This is a genomic window from Amycolatopsis sp. NPDC028719 (assembly GCF_055565395.1).
Genome location: NZ_JBVHUL010000011.1, coordinates 329,959 through 355,143 on the forward strand (window position 1 = coordinate 329,959; position 25,185 = coordinate 355,143).

The window sequence follows — 25,185 nt, forward strand, 5'->3', positions numbered from 1 at the left end:
ATCGGGCGTCACGGGGTCTCAGCGAGGATGGCCTCGGCAGGAAGCCCGGCTTGGACCAGACGCTGTCGAAGCCGAGCCGCTTCTCTCTGGAACGCTCGTTCGTGGAGTTCGGGCTTCAGCGTCGCTGCGGCCTTCCACACCGCGACTGTGCTGCGGTCGACGCCCAGCGCCTCTTCGTGTCTGTTCAAGCCCCGGAGGCTGCCTGCCCGGTTGCTCAGGAGCTCGGCGAGGGCAGGGAGGTGGCGCAGGGGCTCGGCGTCGGCGAGTTTCCGGCGGATGACGACCGCTTCCTCGGTCAGGTCGAGTGCTTCCTGGTGACGGCCGAGAGCGCGCAGCGTGCACGCCTGGTTGTTCAGGGAGTAAGCGAAGTCGGAAAGGTAGCGTCCAGGCTCGGCGTCGGCGAGTTTCCGGCGGATGGCGATGGCTTCCTCGGCGGGGCCGAGCGCTTCCTGGTTGCGGCCCAGACTGTGCAGGATGCCGCCGAGGTTGCTGAGGGACTCGGCGAGGCCGGGGAGGTGGCGCAGGGGCTCGGCGTCGGCGAGTCTCCGGCGGATGGCGAGAGCTTCCGTGGTGGGGTCGAGCGCCTTCCGGTAGCGGCCCAGCCCGTACTGGGTCGTCCCGAGGTTGCCGAGGGAGTGGGCGAGGTCGGGAAGGTGGCGCTCGGGCTCTGCCTCGGCGAGTCTCCGGAATAGGGTGACGGCTTCCTCGGCCGGGTCGAGCGCCTCCTGGTACCGGCCCAGGCCAGGCATGGCGGTCCCGATACCGACCAGGGCGCGGGCGAGGCCGGGGAGGTGGCGCTCCGGCTCTGTCTCGGCGAGTTCCCGCCGGATGGTGATGCCTTCCTCGTTCAGGTCGAGTGCTTCCTGGAAGCGACCCAGCGCATGCAGGATTCCTGCGAGGTTGCCCAGTGAATCGGCGAGGCCGGGGAGGTGGAGCCCGCGCTCTTCGCCGGCCAGCTCCCGGTACAGAGAGACGCTTTCCTCGGCGAGGTCGAGCGCCGCCCGGTAGTGCCCGAGGTCACGCAGGATGGTTCCGAGGTGCCCCAGGGAGCGGGCGAGGTCGGACAGGTGTTGTTCCGGGTGGGTATCGGCCAGTTTCCGGCAGATCGTGACCGCTTCCCTGCTCGGGGCGAGCGCTTGCCTGTTCTGCCCCAGCCGATCGAGGGTGGTCGCGAAGTTGAGCAGGGAGTGGGCCAGGGCGGGAAGGTGGTGTTCGGGGTCGGCGTCGGCGAGTTCCCGGCAGGTGGCGACCGCTTCCTCGGCCGAGGGCAGAGCTTCCCGGTAGCGGCCCACTTCGTCCAGGGCGCCGCCGAGCGCGAACAGCGCCCCGGCGAGGTCGGAGAGGTCGCGTCCGGGCTCCGCCTCGGCGAGTTTTCGGCAGCGCTCGACGTGCAGAGTGGCCAGCGCGGCCCGGACATGCGGGTAGTGGCCCTTCGCGGGAGACGTCAAAGTACTGGCCAGGTCCTCCGCGTCCGTGATCCGGGTGTGGTCGACCAGCGCGGCGATAGCGCGGTCGACGACGTGATCGTGGGCACTGGTGTCCAGGAGAGCAGTGATGACTGCGGACAACGGGGAACCGTCGCGGCTGGCGAGCGTGATGAGCAGCTCGAGGGCATCGGGGAAGTCGCCGTGGGCGCGAACCAGGATCGGTGTGGCGACGGCGATGTCGCCGGGCTCGAGCAGTTCGGCGCGGCCGAGCGTGTCCAGCATCAGGCGATCACCGACCAGGTGCGGCCGGATCCCCAGGCGCTCGTCCGGCCCGTTCGGGTAGCGGCTGCGTGCCCAGCGAGCCACCGCGAAACGGGATTCGTGGGCGGTGTCCGGGGCGAACTGGGGAACTCGCCGCAATGCTTCCGCGGCCTCCTCGGCGCTCTTCGCCGGGATCAGCATCAGGACAGTCACGGCTTCGGCCAGCACATCGACGTCGCAGCCCGGTGGCAAAGGAGCCGACCCTGGCTGCCAGGTGCGCATTTCCCGGTCCACGAGCTCGGCCATGACCGTGGCCATGGATAGTTCGCGGGCGTCGGTGTTCCCGAGGGTCGTGAGCAGGGCGCGGGCATGCAGGATCAGCATCGTGTCCTGGTTCGTGCCGACCGGGCGATCCGGTAGTTCCGGATGCCGGACACCGAACGCTTCGGCGTAGGCGATGGTCGTTTCTTCGAACCAGCGGCGCCGATCACCCTCCTCACCGATGGCTGTGAGACGGATGACCTTGGCCACCTGCGGCAGCATCGTGTCCGGCAACCGGAGTGCCTTCGGATCTCTGCACACCAACAGCAGCCGCACCAGAGCCGGGTGGCGCAGCGCCGATGTCAACAGCCGCTCCAGGTCGGGCACGCTGTCGGCGTCGTCCACCAGAACCAGCGTCGGATCACCGGCCGCCACGACCCGTTCCAGCACTCCGTCGACCGGCCCGGTCAGCCAGCTCGCTGCCCATCCCGCCGGTAAGGCTTCCGCCACGGCCAAACCCAGCTTGCTCTTGCCTACTCCCGCCGGCCCGGTGATCAGCCATGCCCCGCCCGCCTCCGGCGCCCGGTCCACGCACCAGGCAACCAAGGTGTCCCGCAACTTCACCCGGCCCCACAACCGAGTCGGGCTGAACGGCGCGGTCAGCCAGGCCACCGCCGCCGTCACACCCTCGGCTCCCGGCTCAGGCACCTCTGGTGGCGGCGGCCGCAACGGCGCCAGCACCAGGTCACGCGCCGCCCGCGCGGTCCGCTGATCGCGCACGCCCTGCCACATCGAGAGACCGGCTTGCGCTCCGACCAGCACCACAGCAGCACACACCAGCACCCAGGTGGCGCTGTCGGTGACCAGATTGATCACCACGCCCAGCCCAGCCGCGATCACCACGGACGCCACGAGGTGCCACCACCGAGCGACCCACCGGGCCATGACCACGCGTTCCATGGCGGAGCACACTAGCTGTCGGGCTCGTCGGCCGAGGTGCGGCTACCACCGGCGACCCCCCGGACTCCCATCCGAGCGGATCGCCATCGTGCCGCGCCCGCCGTCGGTCATCCCACCAGTGCCGGCTTCGGGGCCGTGCGGCGCATCGTCGTCACCAGCACTGCCAACCCCGCGAACAGCACCGCCGCGATCACGCCCGTCACGTTCAGCGCGGTCGTGAACGCCTCCTTGGCCTCCTCCGCCACCTCCGGGCGCAGGACGTCCACCGCCAACGTCGTGCCCGCCGGGAACGCTCCGTGGTACACCGCCGTCGCGGTCAGGCCGATCAGGGCCATCCCCAGCGAGCCGCCCAGGTAGTTGCCGGTATCCGCCATCGAGGCCGCCGAACCCGCTCGCTCGGGCGGGACCGAGCCCAGCACCAAGCCGATCCCCAGCGCGAACAGCGGGCCCGTGCCCAGCGTCAGCACCGTAATCCCCACCACGACCAGCGGAAGGCCGGAGGTGAACGCCAGCAGCAGGCCGCCCACCGCCGAGACCGCCAAGCCGCCCGCTATCGCCGTGGCCGGAGCCATCCAGCGGGTCAGCGACGGTGCCGTCATCGTGCCCGCCGCGACGCCGAGGCCCATCGGGGCGAACAGCACCGCCGAAGCCAGCGGTGAGTGGCCGAGAACGCTCTGCAGGTACTGCGTGACCAGCAGGCCGACGCCCGCCATCGCCACTCCCGCGAACACCAGCGCCACCAGCACCGCCGTGAACGGGCAGTTGCGGAACAGCCGCAGGTCCAGCAGCGGTGACGGCGTGGTCAGCTGGCGGCGGGTGAAGACGATGCCCAGCAGCGTCCCGGTGGCGATCGCCGCGATCGGCAGGGCCAGCGAACCGGCCGCCAGCTGCTTGAGGCCGAACACGACCAGCAGCACGGCGGCCAGCGAGAGGCCGACCCCGCCGAGGTCGAGCCGTCCGGACGCGGGCGCGCGGAACTCCGGCAGCAGGAACGGGCCCGCGACGAGCAGGACGGCCACCGCCGGGACGGCGACCAGGAAGACCGAGCCCCACGCGAAGTGCTGCAGCAGGAACCCGGCGAGCACCGGGCCGGCCGAGCCGCCCGCGAACTGGCAGGTGGCCCAGATTGAGATGGCCCTTCCGCGCTGCTTCTCGTCGCGGAACATGTTCGTGATCAGGGCCAGCGTCGACGGCATCAGTGTCGCCCCGGCGATGCCGAGGGCGCCGCGGGCCACGATGAGCAGCTCCGGGCTGGTGGCGAACGCCGCGACGACCGAGATGACCCCGAAGGCGCCGCCGCCGGTGAGCAGCAGCCGCCGTCGGCCGATCCGGTCGCCGAGGGTGCCCATCGTGATGACGAACCCGGCGACGACGAAGCCGTAGCTGTCGGTGATCCACAACTGCTCGGTGGCGCTCGCCCCGAGATCGGCGCTCAGCTGCGGCAACGCGAGGAACAGCGAGGTCATGTCCATCGCGACGAGCAGGGTGGGCAGCACGAGCACCGCCAGCCCCAGCCATTCCCGCCGTCCGGCCGGCTTGTCCATGGTGACTCCTTCTCCGTGGGTTCGAACACCGGGAGGTCGGAGCCGCGGACGGGGACCGGACACGGCCGCGAAAAGTTTTTTCGCGGCCGCCGGAATGCGGCTAGCGTCGGGGACGTGAAGATCATCGTGCTGGGGGCCACCGGGCTCGTCGGACGGGCCGTCGCCGCCGCCCTCGAACCGCGACACGACCTCGTTCCCGTCTCACGCACCTCCTCGGTCCGGGCCGACCTGGCCGACCCCGCGTCGCTCGAGGCGCTGTTCGCCGAGCCGGTCGACGCCGTCGTGTGCTGCGCCGCCAACGTGCCGCTGCGGCCGCTCGCCGAGCTGACCGACGCGCAGGTGCTCGACGACCTGCGCGCCAAGCTGCTCGGCCAGGTCGCGCTCGCCCGCCGCGCGGCGGAGCGCCTGCCCGCCGGCGGCTCGATCACGCTCACCGCCGGGACGTTCACCGAGCCGATTCCGGGCAGCGGCCTCGGCGCGCTCGTCAACGCCAGCCTCGAGGGCTTCGTCCGGTCGGTGGCCGCCGAACTGCCGGACGGGCCGCGGATCAACGCGGTCAGCCCCGGCTGGATCAGCGAAACCCTCGAGGCGATGGGGGAGGACGGCGGCCGCGGGACGCCGGTGGCCGTGGTCGCCGAGGCCTACCGGGTGCTCGTCGAAGGCGACGCGACCGGCACCACCGTTGTCCCGCGCTGATCACGCCGCGGGCCAGGCGTGTTCGGCGAAGGCGTCGTCCAGCGGCGCGCCGGTGAGCCGGTTCGCGTACGTCGACAGCGTGTACGTCCCGATACCCAGCACCACCTCCAAAGCGTTGCGGGCCGTGTAACCCGCCGCGACGAACTCCTCGAGCGCGGCGGCGAGGACTTCGCCCGTCGTGTCCATCACCGTGTGCACGAACGTCCGCAACGCCTCCAGCCGCGGCGAGGGCAGCTCCGACTGCGCCCGCAGGGCCGCCACCAGCTCCGGCGAAGCGGACAGCCGCTGCAGGGTGGCCGTGTGCATCGCGACGCAGACGTGGCAGCCGTTGCGCGTGGCCACCGTCATGATCAGGACTTCCCGCTCCAGCGCCGGCAGCGTCGTGGACTCGAAGATCGCGTTCAGCTTGAGGAAGCCGTTCAGGGTCTCCGGTGACGTCGCCATCCGGGCGACGGCCGGCGGGACGTGGCCGAACTTCTTCGCGGTGGCCGCCATCGTCGGGCGCGCGGCCGGGGGTGCAGACTCCGGGGTGTGATCGGGGAACAAGACGTCTCCAGACGTAGTATCGACAACGTGGTTGTCGAAACCGTAAACCTGGTTGTCGAGTTTGGCAAGGGGTCATGACCGACTCGCCCGGCTACGAGCTGCCCTTCCTGCTCTTCGGCGGCTTCCGCACGCTCATCGACCGCCTCCACGCCGAGCTCGCGCGCCGCGGGCACCCGGACGTCCGCCCGTCGTACGGCTTCGCGATGCAGGCCATCGGCGTCCAGGGCGCGACGGCATCGGAGATCGGCCGCCGCCTCGGCGTCTCCAAGCAGGCGGCGGGCAAGACCGTCGAACGGCTCGAAGCGCTCGGGTACGCCGAGCGCGCCGACGACCCGGCCGACGCGCGGCGCAAGATCGTGCGGCTCACCGCGCACGGCGTCGACGCGCTCACGAAGTCCGCGGAGATCTTCGACGAGCTGAGAAAAGACTGGGCCCGCACGGTCGGCGCCGAGCGGATGAGCGCGCTCGAGACCGACCTGCGCGCGGTCGTCGGCCCCGCGGCCTACCGGCTCGACGCCGCGGGCTGGTTCTCCAGCTAGAAACCGCAGCCCGGGTCGGGCGCGTCCTCCGACAGCGGGCTGCCCGCCGGGAGCACGTACAGGACTTCCAGCACCAGCGGCGTCGATCCGAGGTTGCGGCCGATGTGCACCTGTTCGGGCTGCTCGGTGAACGCGCGCCCGGTGCCGAAGATGCCGTCGATGCTGCAGTCGGCCAGGTTGTGCGTGAGCGTCCCGGCCTTCACGTAGGCGTAGAGCGTGCCGTCGTGGAAGTGCCAGCCGGTGTAGCCGCCGGGCTGGACGGTGATCTCCCGCAGCGTGTAGTCGGTGTGGCCGATCGTCTTCTGGGCCAGGATCGTGCCGGTGACGCCACTACCCGGCGTCGCGGAAGCGGGCGAGGGCAGCAGAACCGCGGCCAGCGCGGCGGCGGCGAGAACCGTGAGCGGCTTGCGCATCGGCCCAAGCTACCGCGTCCGGGCGCGTTCGTGGGGGCCGCGATCCGGGTACCGTGCCCGCATGGACGCGGAGGTTTTCGGGCAGGTGCTCGGCGCGGTGCGGGAGTTCGTGCGCAAGGAGGTCGTGCCGCGCGAGGCGGAAATCGACGAGCGCGACGAAATCCCCGCCGGAATCCGGGACAAGGCCGCCGAGCTGGGCCTGTTCGGCTGGGCGCTGCCGGAGGAGTACGGCGGGCTCGGCCTGGGCATGGCCGAGGACGTCCGGCTCGCCATCGAGCTCGGCCACACGACGCCCGCGTTCCGGTCGCTGTTCGGTACCAACAACGGCATCGCCGGCCAGGCGATCGTGCACTACGGGACGCCGGACCAGCGCACCCGCTGGCTGCCCCGGCTGGCCGCGGGCCAGGCGATCGCGTCGTTCGCGCTCACCGAGGCCGAGGCCGGCTCGGACCCGGGCGGGCTGACCAGCCGCGCGGTCCGCGACGGCGACCGCTACCGCCTCTCGGGCACCAAACGGTTCATCACCAACGCGCCCCTGGCCGAGGTCTTCGTCGCGTTCGCGCGCACGGACCTCGACAGCACCGGCAGCCGCGGCATCTCCGCGTTCCTGGTGCCCGCCGGCGCGGAAGGCGTCACCGTCGGCCCGCACGACGCCAAGATGGGCCAGGCCGGCGCGTGGACGTCGGAGGTGGTCTTCGACGACGTCGAGCTGCCGGCCGACGCGCTGATCGGCGAGGAGGGCAAGGGCTTCGGCATCGCGATGGCCTCGCTCGCCCGCGGCCGGTTGCACATCGCGGCGCTGTGCGTCGGCATGGCGGAACGCGCGCTCGCCGAAGCCGTCGAGTACGCGCGGACGGCGCGTCAGGGCGGCCGGGTGATCGGTGAGTACCAGCTCGTGCAGGCGCTGCTGGCGGAGTCGCACGCCGAGCTCGCGGCCGGGCGCGCGATGGTGCACGAAGCCGCGGCGAAGTACGACTCCGGCGAGGACCGCAAGCTCGGGCCGTCGTCGGCGAAGCTGTTCTGCACCGAGATGCTCGGCCGCGTCGCCGACCGCGCGGTCCAGGTGCACGGCGGCATGGGCTACGTCCGCGGCGTCACGGTCGAGCGGATCTACCGCGACGCGCGGCTGTTCCGGATCTACGAAGGCACCAGCGAGATCCAGAAGCTCGTGATCGCGCGGCAGCTGCTCAAGGACTGACCTTGCGCTGGAGTTCACTCCAGCTCCTAGTGTCGGAAGCATGACCACCGCACAGCACAAGATCGGCTCGGGCTTCGGCGCCACCAGCACGGCGTCCGAGGTCCTGGCCGGCATCGACCTGACCGGCAAGCTCGCGATCGTCACCGGCGGCTACTCCGGCATCGGGCTCGAGACGACCCGGGCCCTGACGCGGGCGGGCGCGCACGTCGTCGTCCCGGCCCGGCGCCGCGCCACGGCCGAAGAAGCGTTGCGGGGCTTCGAAAACGTCGAGGTCGACGAGCTGGACCTCGCCGACCTCGACAGCGTCCGCGCGTTCGCCGAGCGGTTCCTCGCTTCGGGGCGAGGGATCGACATCTTCATCAGCAGCGCCGGGATCATGGCGTCGCCGGAGACGCGCGTCGGGCCGGGGTGGGAAGCGCAGTTCGCGACCAACCACCTCGGGCACTTCGCCCTGGTGAACCGGCTCTGGCCGGCGTTCGCCCCGGGCGCGCGCGTCGTGTCGGTGTCGTCGCGCGGCCACCACTACGGCCCGGTCCGCTTCGACGACCTGAACTTCGAGCGGGGCTACGACAAGTGGCTCGCCTACGGCCAGGCGAAGACGGCGAACGTCCTCTTCGCAGTCCAGCTCGACAAGCTCGCGCGCGAGCGCGGTGTCCGGGCGTTCGCCCTGCACCCCGGCCGGATCCTGACCGATCTGGTGCGGCACCTGGACCGCCAGGAACTGGTCGACGCGGGCATGGTCGACGAGACCGGGCAGGTCACCGGCGGCGCCAAGACGCCCGAAGAGGGCGCGGCGACGCAGGTCTGGGCGGCGACGTCGCCGCAGCTCGACGGCCTCGGCGGCGTCTACCTCGAAGACTGCGACATCGCCGAGCCCGCGCCCGCCGACGGTGGCCGCGAAGGCGTCAAGGACTACGCGGTCGACCCGGTGCTGGCCGAGCGGCTGTGGACGGTGTCGGCCGAGCTCACCGGAGTGAACGCCTTCTAGCGGTTTGGGTGGCGGGTGGCGGAGCCTCGCCTGTCACAGCTTCTCGATCTGCTGCATCAGCAGGTCGATCTCGTCCTCGGTGTTGTAGTAGTGCACGGACGCCCGGACCATGTCGGGCAGGGCTCGCGCGGTGAAGTCGAACTGGGCCGACGTCCGCGACGAGATCGACGTGTTGATGTTCGCCGCCGCGAGCCGCGCCTTGATGTCGGCGGCCGGGGTGCCGTCGAAGCTGAAGGTGACGATGCCGCACTTGCGGGCGCCGGTGTCGTGCACGCGCGCTCCGGCTTCGGTGAGCCGGGCGCGCAGGGTGGCGGCCAGTGAGGCGACGCGCGTTTCGATGGCGGGAAGGCCCCACTCGAGCGCGTAGTCGATCGCCGCGCCGAGGCCGAACACCGCCGCGAAGTCGCGTTCCCACACCTCGAAGCGCTTGGCGGTCGGGTCGACGACGTACTCGGTGGGCGACGTCCAGACCGCCGAGTGCAGGTCGAGCATCGCGGGCTCGAGCCGCTCCCGCAGCCGCGGGTGCACGTAGAGGAAGCCGGTGCCGCGCGGGCCGCGGAGGTACTTGCGGCCGGTCACCGAAAGCGCGTCGCACTTCAAGCGCGTGACGTCGAGATCGACCTGCCCGGCCGACTGGCACGCGTCGAGCAGGAACGGAATGCCGGCCGCTTCGGCGACCGCGCCGACCGCCTCGGCCGGGTTGACCAGCCCGCCCTGGGTGGGCACGTGGCTGATGGCGATCAGCTTGACGTCGCCGTCGACGCGCCGGCGCAGATCTTCGACGTCCAGCTGACCCGACTCGTCGTCGCCGATCACCTCCACGACCGCGCCGGTGCGCTTGGCGACCTGGAGGAACGCGATCGCGTTGCTGGCGTACTCGGCACGGGAAGTGAGGATCCGGTCGCCGGCCTGGAACGGCAGCGCGTAGAACACCGCCTGCCACGAGCGCGTCGCGTTGTCGGTGACCGCGATGTCGTCGGGCTCGCCGCTGACGAGCCGCGCCGCCGACGCGTACACCGCCTCGAGGCGATCCGACGCCTCGGCGGCCGCTTCGTAGCCGCCGACCAGCGCTTCGTGGCGCAAGTAGCCGACGACGGTATCGGTCACGACGGCCGGCGGGAGCGCGGAACCGGCATTGTTGAAGTGGACCACTTCGGCGCAGCCGGGCGTTTCACGGCGGGCGCGGTCGACGTCGAAGGTCATGTGAACTGAATACAGTAGAGACGTTCTGTATGCAATACTGCCGCCATGGCCCGGACGCCGCTGCGCAGCGACCTCATCGAGGAGATCACCACCCGCGTGCTGGACGGCCGGTTCGCCGCCGGCGCGCGCGTCAACGAGGTGCACCTGGCGCGCGAGCTGGGCGTCAGCCGGACGCCGCTGCGCGAGGCGCTGATCGGGCTCGCCGACCGCGGGCTGCTCGTCTCCGCGCCGGGCCGGGGGTTCCTGGTGCCGCCGTTCGACCCCGACGAAGCCCGCCGCCTCTACCCGCTCGTCGCCGAGCTCGAGGCGCTCGCCCTGCGCTGGACGTCGCCACTGGAGCTGGCCGGGCTGCCGGACGCGCTCGACGCCGTCGCCGACGAGATGGCCGTGGCGCTGGAGCGCGGCGAAGATCTGTCCGAAGTGGACGAACGGTGGCACGCGCTGCTGCTGTCCCGCTGCCCGAACGCGCACCTGCTGCGGCTGATCGGGCAAACGAAGCCGCTGCTCAAGCGCTACGAATCCTGCTACTTCGGCGGGGCGGCCCGTGCCGCGGAGAGCATCGGCGAGCACCGCCGGATCGCCGCCGCCCTGCGGGACGGGGACCTGCCGGCCGCATCGGCCGTGCTCGTCCGCAACTGGGTGAAGGCGTTGGCGTACCTGGGGAAGGACGAAAGATGATCATCGCGCACCTGAGCGACCTGCACCTGGATGACGAACCGCGCGCCGAGGAGCGTGTCGCCGCCGTGCTGGGGTACCTGGCGGATCTCGCGGTGGACGCCGTCGTCGTCACCGGCGACATCGCCGACCACGGCGCGCCGTCGGAGTACGCGCGCGCCGCCGAGCTGCTGAAGCACCCGGCGCCGGTGCTGGTGTGCCCGGGCAACCACGACGTCCGGGCGGCGTTCCGCGAGGGATTGCTGGGCCTGCCGCCGTCCGACGCACCCATCGACGACGCGCGGGAGGTCGGCGGCGTCCTGTTCGCGATGTGCGATTCGACGATCCCGGGCCGTGGCGCGGGTTTCCTGGCCGACGAGACGCTGGAGTGGCTCGACGGCGTCCTCGCCGGCGGTGACGGCCCGGCGTTCGTGGCGTTCCACCACCCGCCGGTCGAGGTCGGCGTCCCGCTGGTCGACGCGATCCGGCAGTCGGGGGAGGAGCGGCTGGCTTCGGTCCTGAACCGCCACCCCCGCGTGGTGGCGCTGCTGGCCGGGCACGTGCACACCGGCGCGTCGACGACGTTCGCCGGCGTGCCGCTCCGCATCGCGCCCGGCGTGGTTTCGCAGTCGCTGCTGCCGGTCGAGCCGGGCGCCGGCCGCGGCTGGGACGAGGGCGGGCCGCTGGACTACGAGCGGCCGCCGTCCCTGCTGCTGCACGTCCTGCACGGCGACGGCCGGGTCACCACCCACCACCGCACATCCACATACTGAGATTCCCTTCCCAAACCACGCATCTTTCCTAGGGAAAGCTCCGCTTTGGGGCCCTCGAAGCGCCGCTTTCTCGGCGAAAGTGGCGCCTTGAGGCGGGGGTCAGCTGCTGAACACCGGCAACGTGATCTTCGACGGCCGGGCCGCGTCGTGGAACACCTCGAACCGGTTCGGCTTCCCGGTCACCGCCGACGTGATCGGCTCACCGGTCCCGTGGTTGCGCGCGAACCGCGGGAACGCCCCGCCCGCCACCTGCACCCGCAGCCGGTGGCCGCGGCGGAAGCGGTAGGCCGTCGGATCCAGCGTCACCTCCGCCGTCACCACGCCGTCCGCGCCGGCGGCCGGGAACCCCGGCCGCAGCCGGCGGATCCCGTCGGTCACGTTGCGGGACACCCCGCCGGCGTCGACGTCGCACAGCCGGACGTAGACATCGGCGTGCGGGAGCTCGGTGCGCACGTGCACGGTCGCCGTCACCTCGCCGATGACGTCGAGGTCCGACGGCAGCGGCTCGCCGGTGAACACCAGGACGTCCGGCCGCGCTTCGACCTCCTGGTTGTCGCGCTGCTTCCAGTCGCCGGTCAGCAGCGGCCCGCCGACCGCCGGCGTGGGGTCGGCCGGGTCGTAGGTGAACGTCGTCGGCAGCGCCCCGTCGCCGGCCCGTTCGCCGAGCCCGCCGATCGGCCGCAGGTGGGACGCGGTCGCCGTCGACGGCGGCGGCCACGACTCGAAGTCCAGCCAGGTCCCGGCGCCCTGCAGGAACAGCCGGACCGGGGCACGCTGCAGGAACGTCCGGTCGCCGAGCAGGTGCGCGCGCAGGAAGCCGAGCTGGTCCCGGATCATCGGGCCCATGCTGGCGGGCTCGCCGTGCGCCCACGGCCCGATCGTGAGCCGCGGCGCCTTGCCCGCTTCGGCGAGAATCCGGAAGTCGCGCAGCTGCGAGCCGACGAACAGGTCGTACCAGCCGGTGACCATCGACACCGGGACGTCCAGCTTCGCGACTTCGGCGCTGTGGTCGGACATGGACCAGTAGTCGTCGTCCGGCACGAAGTGCTCGGTGATGTCCTGGAGGAACTGCACCGGCTTCCCGATCGCGGCGACGTCGGCGCGGCTCAGCGGCAGGAACGACATCGCCTTCCGCGTCCTGCGCTTCTGCAGTGGGTTGGGCAGCGCGGCGAAGCGTTCTTCCTGGCGGCCGATCATCGCCGACCACGACACCATGTTGTCCGCCGCGAGCACGCCGCCCGGGTAGAACGTCGAGACGAACTCCGACGCCGTGACGCCGAGGCACATCGCGGCCAGGGGCGGGTCGAGGTAGGGGCCGACCGCCCACTGGGTGTGCCCGAGGTAGCTGGCGCCGGCCATGCCGATGGTGCCGTCGCACCACGGTTGCGCGCGCAGCCACTCGGCGGTCGCGACGCCGTCCTCGCGTTCGAGGTGGAAGGGCCGGAAGTCGCCGCCGGAGCCGAACGAGCCGCGGGTGCTCTGGACGACCGTCTGCAGCCCGTGGCGGGCGAACGTGTCGCCGAAGAGCTTCGACAGGATTCCCTTGCGGCCGTATGGCGTGCGGATCAGCACCACGGGAGCCGACGTCGTCCCGGCCGGGGCGTACCGGTCGGCCAGGAGGGTGACGCCGTCGGGCATCGGCACGGTGAGGTCGCGCGTCACGACCGGCTTGGGGCCTTCGGCGTGGGGCAGCCCGAGCATCTTGTCGACAAGTCGGTCCAGCACGGGCGCCTGCCTTCCGAAGTGGAGTAGGTCCTTCCGGATCCGACGGTACCTCAGTTCGCCCGGGCGAGCCGTTCCGGACGCAGCAGCTTCGCCAGCTCTTCGGCCGGGATCAGGCCCTTCTCGACGACGAGTTCGGCGACGCCGCGCCCGGTCGCCAAGGCCTCCTTCGCGATCTCGGTCGCGGCCGCGTAGCCGATGCTCGGATTGAGCGCGGTGACCAGCCCGATCGAGTTCTCGACGTACCCGCGCAGGACGTCGGCGTTCGCCGTGATCCCCGAGACGCACTTCGTGGCCAGCGTCCGGCAGGCCGCGCCCAGGTGCGTGATGCTCTCCGACAGCGCGTGCAGGATGATCGGCTCGAACGCGTTGAGCTGCAGCTGCCCGGCCTCGGCGGCCATGGTCACGGTGACGTCGTTGCCGATCACCTCGAACGCGACCTGGTTCACCATCTCGGGAATCACCGGGTTGATCTTGCCGGGCATGATCGACGACCCGGCCTGCACCGGCGGCAGGGTGATCTCGTCGAGCCCGGCGCGCGGGCCCGACGACAGCAGGCGCAGGTCGTTGCAGCTCTTCGACAGCTTCACGGCGATCCGCTTGAGCACGCCGGACAGGTGCACGAACGCACCGCAGTCCTGCGTCGCCTCGATCAGGTCCGCCGCGGTGACGACCGGCAGCCCGGTGATCTCGCGCAGGTGGCGGCAGGCGGCTTCGGCGTACCCCGGCGCCGCGTTGAGGCCGGTGCCGATCGCGGTCGCGCCCAGGTTGATCTCGTGCAGCAGCGCGACGGCTTCGTTCAGCCGCAGCCGGTCCTCGCCCAGCATCACCGCGTAGGTGCGGAACTCCTGGCCGAGCGTCATCGGGACCGCGTCCTGCAGCTGCGTGCGGCCCATCTTCAGGACGTCGTGGAACTCGACGGCCTTCGCGGCGAACGCCCGCTCCAGCACGATCATCGCCTCGGAAAGCCCGCGCACGGCGAGGATCGTCGCGACGTTGACCGCGGTCGGGTACGCGTCGTTCGTCGACTGACCGAGGTTGACGTGCTCGTTGGGGTGCACGACGTGGTAGTCGCCCTTCGCGTGCCCGAGCAGTTCGAGGGCGCGGTTCGCGATCACCTCGTTGGCGTTCATGTTGGTCGACGTCCCGGCGCCGCCCTGGATGACGTCGACGACGAACTCGGCGTGCAGCGCGCCTTCGCGGATCTCGCGGCAGGCTTCTCCGATCGCGTCGGCGATCCGGGGTTCCAGCAGGCCCAGCTCGGCGTTGGCGCGCGCCGCGGCCTCCTTGACCGAAGCCAAGGCCTCGATCAGGTGCGGGTACGCGGCGATCGTGGTGCCGGTGATGGGGAAGTTCTCCCGGGCTCGTGCGGTGTGCACGCCCCAGTACGCGCCGGCGGGGACGTCCTTGTCGCCCAGCAGGTCGTGTTCGCGGCGGGTGGTCATCACAGGCTCCCCACGAGAAATTTCCCGGTCACCCGCAGGTTTTCCGGGCCGGGTGGTACGTCGACGCCGCAGAGCTTCAGCGCCGCGGCCAGCACGGGCAGGCGCGCCCGGTCACCGCCGTCGGCGATCTTGAACGCGATCGCCGTGCCGTCCGGCAGCGCTGCGACCTGGACGGCCTCGAAGCCGTCCTTCGCGATCAGGGCGGGCACCGCGCGCATGACGGCGGTGACGTCGCGGCGGCTGCCGCCGACCAGGTCCGGGTGCCGGCGGATCCCGTCGGCGACCAGGTGGTCCGGGGTGCCGGGCGCCGCCGTGGCGATCTTCGCGATGGCCGTGGCGAGCCCGCGCAACGTCGTCGCGAACAGGGGCGCGCCGCAGCCGTCGACCGCGACCCGCTCGATGCCGTGCCCGGTCAGGTCCTCGACGGTCGCGGCGATCGCGCGTTGCAGCGGGTGAGCCGGGTCGAGGTAGCCGTCGGTGCTCCAGCCGTTCAGGTCGCAGGTGGCGAGCATCGCCGCGTGCTTGCCGGAGCAGTTGTGCGCGAGCCGGCTCGGGACGCGGCCGGCGGCGAGCCAGCGGTCGCGCTCGACCGGGTCGTACGGGAAGCCGGCCGGGTTGCCCAGCGCGTCGGGGGAGCGTCCGCCGAGGACGTCCCGGACGGCGTCGAGGTGCGGCGGCTCGCCGGAGTGGCTGGCCGCCGCGATGGCGAACCCGGCGGGGGACAGGCGCAGCCCGAGCCGGGCCATCGCCGTGGCCTGCACCGGTTTCGCCGTCGACCGCGGGTACATCGCGGCGTCCGGGTCGCCCGCGGCGAACAGCGTGGTGCCGTCCGGGGCGAGCACGATCGCGGAGCCGTGGTGCACGCCTTCGACCAGGCCGTCGCGCACCAGCTCGACCAGCGGTTCGTGGTTCACACGCCCTCCTCGTCGAACGCGCGCATGTCGATCCGCTTGCGCGCCGCGAACCAGCCCACGACCAGCGCGACGGCGATCGCGGGCAGGGCCAGCAGGGTGATCCGGCCGGTCTCGTCGAAGCCCATCAGCACGACGACCGCGGCGAGGAACACGAGCGTCGCGATCTCGGTGTACGGCGAAAACGGCAGCCGGAACGCGGGCCGCTCGAGGCCGTCGCGCCGGGTCTTGCGGACGAAGAGCAGGTGACAGACCACGATGATCGCCCAGGTGGCGAGGATGCCGATCGCGGCGAAGTTCAGCACGATGTCGAAGGCCTCCTTCGGCACCAGGTAGTTCAGCCCGACGCCCAGCACGCAGACCGACGCGGTGAGCAGGATGCCGCCGTAGGGCACGTGGTTGCGGTTCATCACGCCGGTGAACTTCGGCGCCGAGCCCGCCTTGGCCATCGACCGCAGGATCCGGCCGGTCGAGTAGAGGCCGGAGTTCAGGCTGGACAGCGCCGCGGTGAGCACGACCAGGTTCATCACGCTGTCCGCCGCGGGCACGCCCAGGTGCGAGAGCACGGTGACGAACGGGCTCTGGTCCTTGGTGTAGGAGCTCCACGGCAGCAGCATCGCCAGCAGGACGACCGACCCGACGTAGAAGACGAGGATGCGCCACATGATGGAGTTGATCGCCTTCGGCATGATCTTCTCCGGGTGCTCGGTCTCGCCGGCGGCGACGCCGACCAGCTCGACCGAGGCGTAGGCGAACACCACGCCCTGCACGATCAGCACCATCGGCAGCAGCCCGGTGGGGAAGATCCCGCCGTGCTCGGTGATCAGCTGCGGGCCGGGGGCGGCGCCGTCGATCGGCGTCTGCGTCACCAGCAGGAAGATCCCGATGAGCATGAAGAGCACGAGCGCGGCGACCTTGACGATGGCGAACCAGAACTCCATCTCGCCGAACAGCTTCACCGAGACCAGGTTCAGCGTCAGGACCACGGCGAGGGCGATCAGCGCGAGCACCCACTGGGGGACCGGCGAGAAGAACGACCAGAAGTGCGCGTAGAGCGCGATCGCCGTGATGTCGGCGATGCCGGTGGTCGACCAGTTGAGGAAGTGCATCCAGCCGGCGACGTACGCGCCCTTCTCGCCCATGAACTCGCGGGCGTAGGAGACGAAGGCGCCACTGGACGGCCGGTAGAGGATGAGCTCGCCGAGCGCGCGGACGACGAAGAAGGCGAAGAGCCCGCAGACGGCGTAGACGATCGCGAGGGCCGGCCCGGCCTGCGCGAGGCGCCCGCCGGCGCCGAGGAAGAGGCCGGTGCCGATCGCGCCGCCGATGGCGATCATGTTCACGTGCCGCGGCTTGAGGGCCTTGGCGTAGCCGGCGTCGCCCGCGTCGGTGGTGTTGGCGGGAGCCGTAGGGGTCTGCTCGGTCACCGGTCCCCGTTCACGATGCTGGTGAGAGTGGCTTCGACGTGCGTGAGGTGCGCGGTCATGGCGGCGACGGCGTCCTGCTCGGAGCCGCTCTCGATCGCGGTGACGATCTCCCGGTGCTCGGCGTTCGACCGCGCGCGCCGGCCGCCGAGCTGGTTGAGGAAGGCGGACTGGCGGGCCAGCGCGTCCCGGATCTCTTCGATCACCTTCCCGAAGACGGGGTTGCCCGAGGCCTGGGCGATGGTGATGTGGAAGAGCGAGTCGAGCGCGACCCAGGCGGTGTTGTCGGTCTCGGCGTCCATCCGCTCGACGAGGTGACCGAGCAGGTCGAGGTCGTCCTGGCTGCGCCGCAGGGCCGCGTAGCCGGCGACGGGGATCTCGACGTGCCGGCGCACCTCGATGAGGTCGCGGGCGGAGTAGGGCCCGAAGGTGGGGTTGTCGGCGGGCCCGGCAGCGGTCACGAAGGTGCCCTTGCCGGTCTTGGACTCGGTCATGCCGAGGGCTTGCAGACCGCGCAGAGCTTCCCGGATGACCGACCGGCTGACCTCGAACTCCCTGCTCAGGGAGGCTTCGGAGGGAAGCTTGGCGCCGACGGGGTACTCCCCGCGTTCGATCAGCCGCCGCAGGTGGGCCAGCACGGCTTCCATGGCGCTGATCCGCCGGGGACCGCCTTGTCCGGCTGTCTGGCTGTCAGACAGGTTCATGCGGGGAATGCTCGGTGCCGGGGGTGCGAGTGTCAACGCGGGCCGGGGCGGCTGTGGCTCACCTCACCGGTGCGCGCGGCCGCCGGGACGCAGTGAATGACCCTTTCACTGCGTCCGGCGCCAGGAATGGGTCATTCACTGCATCGGGGACGGGTCCGCTCACCTGACCCGCCGCCCGCGTGCCGGTCCACTCCGCAGACCTGGCGGGGACCCGGCAGCCCCACCCCGGCGCCCCCGAGTGATCGCCCGGCAGCGGCGCGTGGCCGTGCTCACCACCGCCCGAAGAGGGGGCGCGTCGCAGCGGCGGAACACCTCCCGCGAGGAGCAGAATCGACCCCGGCGAGCGCGTGCGCGCCCGGCGAGAGCCACGGGTTAGGGTGAGTGACCCGGGCGCAGCCGGTCCCATTCACCTAGGGGAGGTTTTCGCTGGTGTCGAACGATTCCTTCGTCCACCTGCACGTCCACACCGAGTACTCGATGCTCGACGGTGCGGCGAAGATCGCCCCCCTCTTCGCGGAGGCGGCGCGCCTCGGCATGCCCGCGGTCGGCATGACCGACCACGGCAACATGTACGGCGGCGACGAGTTCTACCAGCAGTCGAAGAAGCACGGCCTCAAGCCGATCATCGGGATCGAGGCCTACGTCGCGCCGGAGAGCCGGTTCCACAAGAAGCCCGTCTTCTGGGGCCAGTCGAACCAGCGCGGCTCCGACGAGCTGGGCGAGGGCGGCGACGTCTCGGGCGCCGGTGCCTACACCCACATGACGATGCTCGCCCAGAACGCCACCGGGCTGCGGAACCTCTTCAAGCTGTCCTCCCTGGCCAGCATGCAGGGTTACTACCGCAAGCCCCGGATGGACCGCGAGCTGATCGCGGACAACCACACCGGCATCATCGCGACCACCGGCTGCCCGTCGGGCGAGGTGCAGACCCGGCTGCGGCTGGGCCAGAAGGAAGCGGCGATCCAGGCCGCGTCCGACTACAAGGACATCTTCGGCGCCGACAACTTCTTCCTCGAGCTGATGGACCACGGCCTGCCGATCGAGCGGTCGGTCCGCGAGGGCCTCCTGGAGGTCGGCCGCCTGCTCGACCTCAAGCCGATCGCCACGAACGACTCGCACTACGTCACCAAGGACCAGGCGGACACGCACTCGGCGCTCCTGTGCGTCCAGGCCGGCAAGACCCTCAACGACCCGACCCGCTTCAAGTTCGACGGCGACGGCTACTACCTCAAGTCCGCCGCCGAGATGCGCGAGTACTGGGACAAGGAAGTCCCCGGCGCGGCCGACACGACGCTGATGATCGCCGAGCGCGTCGAGTCCTACGAAGAGGTCTACTCGCACAAGGACCGGCTGCCGTTCTTCGAGGTGCCGGAGGGCTACGACCAGGGCGGCTGGCTGCGCGAAGAGGTCGCCAAGGGCCTGAAGTGGCGCTTCCCGGACGGCCCGCCCGAGGGGTACCCCGAGCGGATCGAGAAGGAGCTCGACGTCATCATCGGGAAGGGCTTCCCGGCCTACTTCCTGATCGTCGCCGACCTCATCAGCTACGCCCGCAAGGTCGGCATCCGGGTCGGCCCCGGCCGTGGTTCGGCGGCCGGTTCGCTGGTCGCGTACGTCCTGGGTATCACCAACCTGGACCCGATCCCGCAGAAGCTGCTGTTCGAGCGGTTCCTGAACCCCGAGCGCGTCTCGATGCCCGACATCGACATCGACTTCGACGACCGCCGGCGCGGCGAGATGATCCGGTACGCGACCGACAAGTACGGCTCGGACAAGGTCGCCCAGGTCATCACGTTCGGCACCATCAAGACCAAAGCCGCGATCAAGGACTCCGCCCGCGTCCACTTCGGGCAGCCGGGCTACGCGATCGCGGACAAGATCTCCAAGGCGCTGCCCCCGCCGATCATGGCGAAGGACATCCCGCTTTCGGGCATCGTCGACTCGAAGCACGAGCGCTACGGCGAGGCCGCCGAGGTCCGCGCCCTGGTCGAGACCGACGAAGAGTGCAAGACGATCTTCGAGACCGCCCGCGGCCTCGAAGGCCTGATCCGCAACGCCGGCGTGCACGCCTGCGCGGTCATCATGTCCTGCGACCCGCTGACCGACGCGATCCCGCTGTGGCAGCGTGACGACGGCTCGATCATCACCGGCTGGGACTACCCGTCGTGCGAGGCCATCGGCCTGCTGAAGATGGACTTCCTCGGCCTGCGGAACCTCACCGTCATCGGTGACGCGATCGACAACATCAAGACCAACCGCGGGATCGACATCGACCTCGACACCCTGGCGATCGACGACCCCGAGACGTACAAGCTGCTGGCCCGCGGCGACACGCTCGGCGTGTTCCAGCTGGACGGCGGCCCCATGCGTGACCTGCTGCGCCGCATGGAGCCCACGGTGTTCGACGACATCGTCGCGGTCGGCGCGCTGTACCGCCCCGGCCCGATGGGCATGAACGCGCACAACGACTACGCCGACCGGAAGAACAACCGGCAGAAGGTCAAGCCGATCCACCCGGAGCTCGACGAGCCGCTGCGGGAGATCCTGGCCGACACGTACGGCCTGATCGTGTACCAAGAGCAGATCATGCACATCGGCCAGAAGGTGGCCGGGTACACGATGGGGCGCGCGGACGTGCTCCGCCGCGCGATGGGCAAGAAGAAGAAGGAAGTCCTCGACCTCGAGTACGAGGGCTTCGAGGCCGGGATGAAGGCCAGCGACCTGGTCCCGGGCGGGTTCTCCGCCGAGGCCGTCAAGGCGCTCTGGGACACGATCCTCCCGTTCGCCGGCTACGCGTTCAACAAGAGCCACGCGGCCGCGTACGGCCTGATCTCGTACTGGACCGCCTACCTCAAGGCGAACTTCCGGGCCGAGTACATGGCGGCCCTGCTCACCTCGGTCGGCGACAACAAGGACAAGTCGGCGGTCTACCTGTCCGAGTGCCGCCGCCTCGGCATCAAGGTGCTCCCGCCGGACGTCAACGAGTCGGCCCTGCGGTTCGCGGCCGTCGGGGACGACATCCGCTTCGGCATGGGTGCCGTCCGCAACGTCGGCGCGAACGTCGTCGAGTCGATCATCAAGACGCGCGCGGAGAAGGGCAAGTACGCCTCCTTCACCGACTTCCTCGACAAGTCCGAGCTCGTGGTCTGCAACAAGCGGGTCATCGAGTCGCTGATCAAGGCGGGCGGGTTCGACTCGCTCGGCCACACGCGGCTGTCGATGATCCAGGTCCACGAAGACGCGGTCGAAGCCGTCGTCCCGCTCAAGCGCCAGGAGGCGATGGGCCAGTTCGACCTGTTCGGCTTCGGCGGGGACGAGGGCGAGGCGGCCCCGTCGTCGTCGCCGCTCGCGCACCTGAGGTTCGGCGAGGAGGAGTACCCGCGCAAGCAGCTGCTCGCCTACGAGCGCGAGATGCTCGGCCTGTACGTCTCGGCGCACCCGCTCGACGGCGCCGAGCGGATCCTGCGCAAGCACGCCCCGAAGCCGATCGCCGGGATCCTCGCCGATCCGCCGCGGGAAGGCGAGATCGTCATCTCCGGGCTGATCACCTCGCTCGAACGGCGCGTCAACAAGAAGGGCGAGCCCTGGGCGATCTGCACGGTCGAAGACATGGACGCCTCCCTCGAGGTGCTCTTCTTCCCGAAGTCGTACGCGCTGTTCGCGAGCGAGCTGATCGAGGACAACGCGGTGCTGGTCAAGGGCCGGGTCAACTGGCGCGAAGACAAGATGTCGATCTTCGGCGGCGGCCTCGCGACGCTGGACCTGTCCGAGGTGGGCACGGGCAACGGCGACGACGAGCCGCCGCTGGTCCTGCTCGCCGCGGCGGAGAAGATCGACCAGTCGGTCGTGAGCGAACTGCGGTCCACTTTGCTCGCCCACAAGGGTGAAACGATGGTCCACCTCAAGCTGGTGGGCCGGAACCAGACGGTGTTCGCGCTCCACGACTACCCGGTGAAGGTCAGCTCCATGCTGATCGGCGAGCTCAAGGGCATCCGAGGAATCACCGCAAGTACGTAGGTTCGGTACGAAACGGGCGGGACCGCGGCGGACAACGCGCGCGGGTCCCGCCCTTCGTGTTTGCTGGACAGGATGACTTACGAACCCGACCCCCGCCGCTGGAAAGCGCTCGCCGTCTCGCTGACGGCCGGGTTCATGGGCCTGCTCGACGTCAGCATCGTCAACGTCGCCCTGCCGTCGATGCAGTCCGGGCTGCACGCGAGCAGCGGCGGCATCCGCTGGGTCGTCTCCGGGTACGCGCTGGCGTTCGGCCTGGTCCTGGTCACCGGCGGCCGGCTCGGCGACGCGTTCGGCCGCCGGACCATGTTCTTAGGCGCCCTCGCCGCGTTCGTCGTCACGAGCGCGCTCGCGGGAGCCGCGCCGAACGAGACGACGCTCGTGATCGCGCGCCTCGCCCAGGGCATGGCCGCGGGCATGCTGACCCCGCAGAACACCGGGCTGATCCAGGACCTCTTCCGCGGCGCCGAGCGCGGCCGCGCGTTCGGGATGTTCGGCGCCGTCGTCGGGATCTCGACCGCCGTCGGGCCGATCCTCGGCGGGGTCATCCTCGCCGTCTTCGGCGCACAGGACGGCTGGCGCTGGGTGTTCTACGTCAACGTGCCGATCGGCGTCCTCGCGTTCGCGCTGGCCCTGCGGCTGCTGCCGCGCAGTGAGAAGAAACAGATCCGGGTGCGCTCGGAGATCGACTTCCTCGGCATCGTCCTGCTCGCGGTCGCCGTGCTCGGCGTGCTGCTGCCGGTCATCGAATCCGACTCCGACGGCCCCGCCCGGCTGTGGTGGATGTTCGTCGTCGCGCTGGTGTTCGGGTACGCGTTCGTGCGCTGGGAACGCTCGGTGGTCCGGCGCGGCCGGTCGCCGCTGCTGGACACCCGGCTGTTCACCGGAACGCCGGGGTACTCCGCCGGTGCCGCGGTCGGCGCGCTCTACTTCTGCGGGTTCGCGGGGATCTGGCTGGTCTTCGCGATGTTCTTCCAGCAGGGCCTCGGCTACACACCGCTGCAGTCCGGGCTGTCGGTGACGCCGTTCGCGGTCGGCTCGGCGGTGTCCGCGGCCGTCGCCGGGCGGCTGGTGCCGACCTACGGCCGGCGGCTGACCGTGACCGGGCTGGCCATGGTCGCGGTGGGCCTGCTCGCCGTCGCGCTGCTCGCCGAGCTCGTCCCGCCGTCGGCGTCCGGGTGGGCGTTCGCGCTGCCGCTGGCGTTCGCGGGGGTGGGCGGCGGCATGGTGATCTCGCCGAACACGACGTTGACGCTGGAGTGCGTGCCGGTCCGGATGGCGGGGGTCGCGGGCGGCGCACTGCAGACCGGTCAGCGGATCGGCACCGCGATCGGCACGGCCGTGCTCGCGTCGGTGTTCGGCACCGTCGTCGGCTCGGCGACGGACTACCCGCTCGCGCTCACCGTCGCGCTGTGCTGCGCGGCCGGTCTGACGTGCACCGCGCTGGCCCTCGCGATCGCCGAACTCCGGGCGCGGCGCCACCGTGCGCAATCTTCCGAGCAGGATCAGGAGACCCGGAAGGCCGAAACGACCGCCGCGGACGTCCATCGAGGCTGAGACACTACTTTCGGCAAAGTGGCGATGCTCCATCCGAGTGACGAGCACGGAAAGACACTGGTGCTACGCAGAGCAACCGGGTAGATCTTATGGAGCCTTCACTGCGCGGCTTCGGCTACCGACAGTGGCAATCGGTCGGCCACCCGGGGATGGGGTGACCGGCACGAGCGATCGAGGCGTCCGGAGTTCGAGGGAATGGACACACTCGGTCACCTTCCATCCTGTGCGTTGTCGGCGTCCGCGGGGGACCGTCCGGCAACCGCGGAAGGGATGCCCATCGGCGGCTGCCGGCGCGTGACGGCAGCGGGTGGGCCCGGGTGAGGGGGAACCGGGCCCACCCGTACCTCGTGTCGTGCTTCCACCCGGCTCGTGATCATGTTGGGATGACCGCGTCCGACAGGCACGAGCGCAGGAGCTTCGATGACCGAGCAGCCGTCGCGGCCGGGGAACCGGCTCCGGGTCTGGTACCGGCCGATGCGGTCGCGCGACAGCAGTGAGCACCACCGCGTCGCGACGCCCCTGGAACTGCTGTTCGACCTCTGTTTCGTGGTCGCCGTCGGGCAGGCCGCGGCGTCGCTGCACCACGCGCTGGCCGAGGGCCACGCCGCCCACGGCGTCTCGTCGTTCGCCATGGTGTTCTTCGCGATCTGGTGGGGCTGGCTGAACTTCAGCTGGTTCGCCTCGGCGTTCGACACCGACGACGTCCCGTACCGGCTGGCCACGCTCGTGCAGATCGCCGGCGGGCTGACCGTCGCGGCGGCGGTGTCGAGCGCGTTCGAGGGCGACTTCCGGCTGATGGTCATCGGGTACGTCCTGATGCGGCTCGCGCTGGTGTTCCAGTGGCTGCGGGCCGCGCGGTCGGACCCCGGGTGCCGGCCCGCCGCGCTGCGCTACGCCGCCGGGATCGCGGCGGTCCAGGTGCTGTGGGTCTCCTACCTGTGGCTGCCGCACGGAGTGCGGGTGATCGCCTTCGTCGTGTTCGCGGTGCTGGAGATGGCCGTGCCGGTCTGGGCGGAGAGGCGGCACGGCACCACGTGGCACCCGCACCACATCGCCGAGCGGTACGGCCTGTTCACGCTGATCGTGCTCGGCGAGGTCATCCTCAGCGCGACGACCGCGATCAAGGAGGGCACGGCCGAAGCCGAGCACCTCGGCGCGTTGATCTCGCTGGCCGCGGCCGGCCTGGTGCTCGTGTTCTCGATGTGGTGGCTGTACTTCGACCGGCCGGGACACGCGCGGCTCGTCCGCCGGCCGACGATGTTCACGTCGATGAGCTGGGGCTACGGCCACTACTTCATCTTCGCCTCCGCCGCGGCCGTGGGGGCGGGGCTCGAGGTGGCGGTCGCCTACGACACGGGGACGCTGCACGGCCTCGGCGGGGTGGCCGCCGCGCTGCCGACGACGTTGCCGGTCGCGATCTTCCTGCTGAGCGTGTGGCTGCTGCACATCGGGCCGACCAACGAGTGCCGCCCGATCGCCATCGGCTTCCCGGTGACCGCGGTGCTCGTCGTCGCCGCGTCGTTCACGCGGGCGCCGATCCACGTCGCCGCGGTGCTGTCGGCCGCGCTCGTCGCGCTGACGGTCGTCGCGACCCGCGGGCAGCCCCAGGTCGGTTGATCGACGCAGGTCAGGGGCCTGGCGCGAAGAAAGGGGACCCCCCTGTGCGAGGCCGTTCCGGGGCATGTAAAGTTCTCCAAGTCGCCAGGGAAACCGGGCGGCCGCCGGGGCCACGAACCAAGCTCCCACGAACGTGGTAGAGTGGGTGGTCCTGAACCGAGGCGTCGGTCTCGGAACAACAAAGCTTGAAACAATCGCCGAGAGTTTCAGCCGCCGATAAAGCGGGTGGATTCCGAGTGTGTTGCTTGAGAACTCAACAGTGTGCTAGTGAACTAAGCCAGTAGAGCTTATGTATTGAACCTCGTATGAGGTTCCTTTGAGAGCATTAATT

The 25,185-nt window shown here is 70.7% G+C and carries 19 protein-coding genes; 9 read left to right on the forward strand and 10 right to left on the reverse strand.

Annotated features, from left to right (window positions below; all coding sequences use genetic code 11):
• Positions 1 to 8: 8 nt before the first annotated feature.
• Both ACZ4TR_RS40135 and ACZ4TR_RS40140 read right to left on the reverse strand, forming a co-directional pair.
• The gene (locus ACZ4TR_RS40135; protein WP_465293377.1) at positions 9 to 2,909 is read right to left on the reverse strand and encodes a tetratricopeptide repeat protein; all 2,901 of its coding nucleotides are present in this window, start codon (positions 2,907 to 2,909) and stop codon (positions 9 to 11) included.
• Between the two features lie 107 nt (positions 2,910 to 3,016).
• Positions 3,017 to 4,453: an MFS transporter gene (locus ACZ4TR_RS40140; RefSeq protein WP_465293378.1), complete on the reverse strand. Its 1,437-nt coding sequence runs from the start codon at positions 4,451 to 4,453 to the stop codon at positions 3,017 to 3,019.
• A 114-nt stretch (positions 4,454 to 4,567) separates the two neighbouring features.
• Here ACZ4TR_RS40140 and ACZ4TR_RS40145 point away from each other — a divergent pair, with 114 nt between their 5' ends.
• Entirely contained in the window at positions 4,568 to 5,149 is a 582-nt protein-coding gene (locus tag ACZ4TR_RS40145; protein ID WP_465293379.1) for a short chain dehydrogenase, read from the forward strand.
• Here ACZ4TR_RS40145 and ACZ4TR_RS40150 read toward each other — a convergent pair whose 3' ends face one another.
• A complete protein-coding gene (locus tag ACZ4TR_RS40150; protein WP_465293403.1) occupies positions 5,150 to 5,644 on the reverse strand; it encodes a carboxymuconolactone decarboxylase family protein in 495 nt (164 codons plus the stop codon).
• A gap of 125 nt (positions 5,645 to 5,769) precedes the next feature.
• Here ACZ4TR_RS40150 and ACZ4TR_RS40155 point away from each other — a divergent pair, with 125 nt between their 5' ends.
• On the forward strand, positions 5,770 to 6,234 hold the full coding sequence (locus tag ACZ4TR_RS40155) for a MarR family winged helix-turn-helix transcriptional regulator (RefSeq protein WP_465293380.1): 465 nt from the start codon (positions 5,770 to 5,772) through the stop codon (positions 6,232 to 6,234).
• Here ACZ4TR_RS40155 and ACZ4TR_RS40160 read toward each other — a convergent pair.
• Positions 6,231 to 6,647: a cupin domain-containing protein gene (locus ACZ4TR_RS40160; protein WP_465293381.1), complete on the reverse strand. Its 417-nt coding sequence runs from the start codon at positions 6,645 to 6,647 to the stop codon at positions 6,231 to 6,233. The two genes, ACZ4TR_RS40155 and ACZ4TR_RS40160, sit on opposite strands and share 4 nt — an antisense overlap.
• A 61-nt stretch (positions 6,648 to 6,708) precedes the next feature.
• Between ACZ4TR_RS40160 and ACZ4TR_RS40165 the strand changes: the two genes are divergently transcribed.
• Positions 6,709 to 7,845, forward strand: a complete 1,137-nt coding sequence (locus ACZ4TR_RS40165; protein WP_465293382.1) for an acyl-CoA dehydrogenase family protein — start codon at positions 6,709 to 6,711, stop codon at positions 7,843 to 7,845.
• A gap of 40 nt (positions 7,846 to 7,885) precedes the next feature.
• Positions 7,886 to 8,833, forward strand: a complete 948-nt coding sequence (locus ACZ4TR_RS40170; RefSeq protein ID WP_465293383.1) for an SDR family NAD(P)-dependent oxidoreductase — start codon at positions 7,886 to 7,888, stop codon at positions 8,831 to 8,833.
• Between the two features lie 33 nt (positions 8,834 to 8,866).
• Here ACZ4TR_RS40170 and ACZ4TR_RS40175 read toward each other — a convergent pair whose 3' ends face one another.
• Entirely contained in the window at positions 8,867 to 10,036 is a 1,170-nt protein-coding gene (locus tag ACZ4TR_RS40175; RefSeq protein ID WP_465293384.1) for an aminotransferase class V-fold PLP-dependent enzyme, read from the reverse strand.
• Between the two features lie 45 nt (positions 10,037 to 10,081).
• Here ACZ4TR_RS40175 and ACZ4TR_RS40180 point away from each other — a divergent pair, with 45 nt between their 5' ends.
• Together ACZ4TR_RS40180 and ACZ4TR_RS40185 are read left to right on the forward strand one after the other, a co-directional pair.
• Positions 10,082 to 10,714 (forward strand): GntR family transcriptional regulator, encoded by a 633-nt coding sequence (locus tag ACZ4TR_RS40180; protein WP_465293385.1) that lies wholly within the window; start codon positions 10,082 to 10,084, stop codon positions 10,712 to 10,714.
• Positions 10,711 to 11,463 (forward strand): metallophosphoesterase, encoded by a 753-nt coding sequence (locus ACZ4TR_RS40185; protein WP_465293386.1) that lies wholly within the window; start codon positions 10,711 to 10,713, stop codon positions 11,461 to 11,463. The genes ACZ4TR_RS40180 and ACZ4TR_RS40185 overlap by 4 nt, the downstream gene beginning before the upstream one ends.
• A gap of 99 nt (positions 11,464 to 11,562) precedes the next feature.
• Here ACZ4TR_RS40185 and ACZ4TR_RS40190 read toward each other — a convergent pair whose 3' ends face one another.
• From ACZ4TR_RS40190 to ACZ4TR_RS40210, 5 genes are read right to left on the reverse strand one after another with little or no spacing between them, the layout of a single operon-like run.
• Entirely contained in the window at positions 11,563 to 13,188 is a 1,626-nt protein-coding gene (locus ACZ4TR_RS40190) for a CocE/NonD family hydrolase (RefSeq protein WP_465293387.1), read from the reverse strand.
• 50 nt (positions 13,189 to 13,238) lie between these two features.
• A complete protein-coding gene (locus ACZ4TR_RS40195) occupies positions 13,239 to 14,630 on the reverse strand; it encodes an aspartate ammonia-lyase (RefSeq protein ID WP_465293388.1) in 1,392 nt (463 codons plus the stop codon).
• Positions 14,630 to 15,544, reverse strand: coding sequence for an asparaginase (locus ACZ4TR_RS40200; protein WP_465293389.1), 915 nt, complete (start codon positions 15,542 to 15,544; stop codon positions 14,630 to 14,632). The genes ACZ4TR_RS40195 and ACZ4TR_RS40200 overlap by 1 nt, the downstream gene beginning before the upstream one ends.
• Positions 15,541 to 16,968, reverse strand: a complete 1,428-nt coding sequence (locus ACZ4TR_RS40205; protein ID WP_465293390.1) for an amino acid permease — start codon at positions 16,966 to 16,968, stop codon at positions 15,541 to 15,543. The genes ACZ4TR_RS40200 and ACZ4TR_RS40205 overlap by 4 nt, the downstream gene beginning before the upstream one ends.
• A complete protein-coding gene (locus ACZ4TR_RS40210) occupies positions 16,965 to 17,612 on the reverse strand; it encodes a FadR/GntR family transcriptional regulator (RefSeq protein ID WP_364527624.1) in 648 nt (215 codons plus the stop codon). Before ACZ4TR_RS40210 ends, ACZ4TR_RS40205 begins: the two co-directional genes overlap by 4 nt.
• Positions 17,613 to 18,098: 486 nt before the next feature.
• On the opposite strand from ACZ4TR_RS40210, the gene dnaE reads away from it, so the two are divergent.
• From dnaE to ACZ4TR_RS40225, 3 genes are all read left to right on the forward strand, one after another.
• Positions 18,099 to 21,683 (forward strand): DNA polymerase III subunit alpha, encoded by a 3,585-nt coding sequence (dnaE, locus tag ACZ4TR_RS40215; RefSeq protein WP_364527616.1) that lies wholly within the window; start codon positions 18,099 to 18,101, stop codon positions 21,681 to 21,683.
• 72 nt (positions 21,684 to 21,755) lie between these two features.
• Positions 21,756 to 23,237, forward strand: coding sequence for an MFS transporter (locus ACZ4TR_RS40220; RefSeq protein ID WP_465293391.1), 1,482 nt, complete (start codon positions 21,756 to 21,758; stop codon positions 23,235 to 23,237).
• A gap of 420 nt (positions 23,238 to 23,657) precedes the next feature.
• A complete protein-coding gene (locus ACZ4TR_RS40225) occupies positions 23,658 to 24,854 on the forward strand; it encodes a low temperature requirement protein A (protein WP_465293392.1) in 1,197 nt (398 codons plus the stop codon).
• Positions 24,855 to 25,185 lie beyond the last annotated feature (331 nt).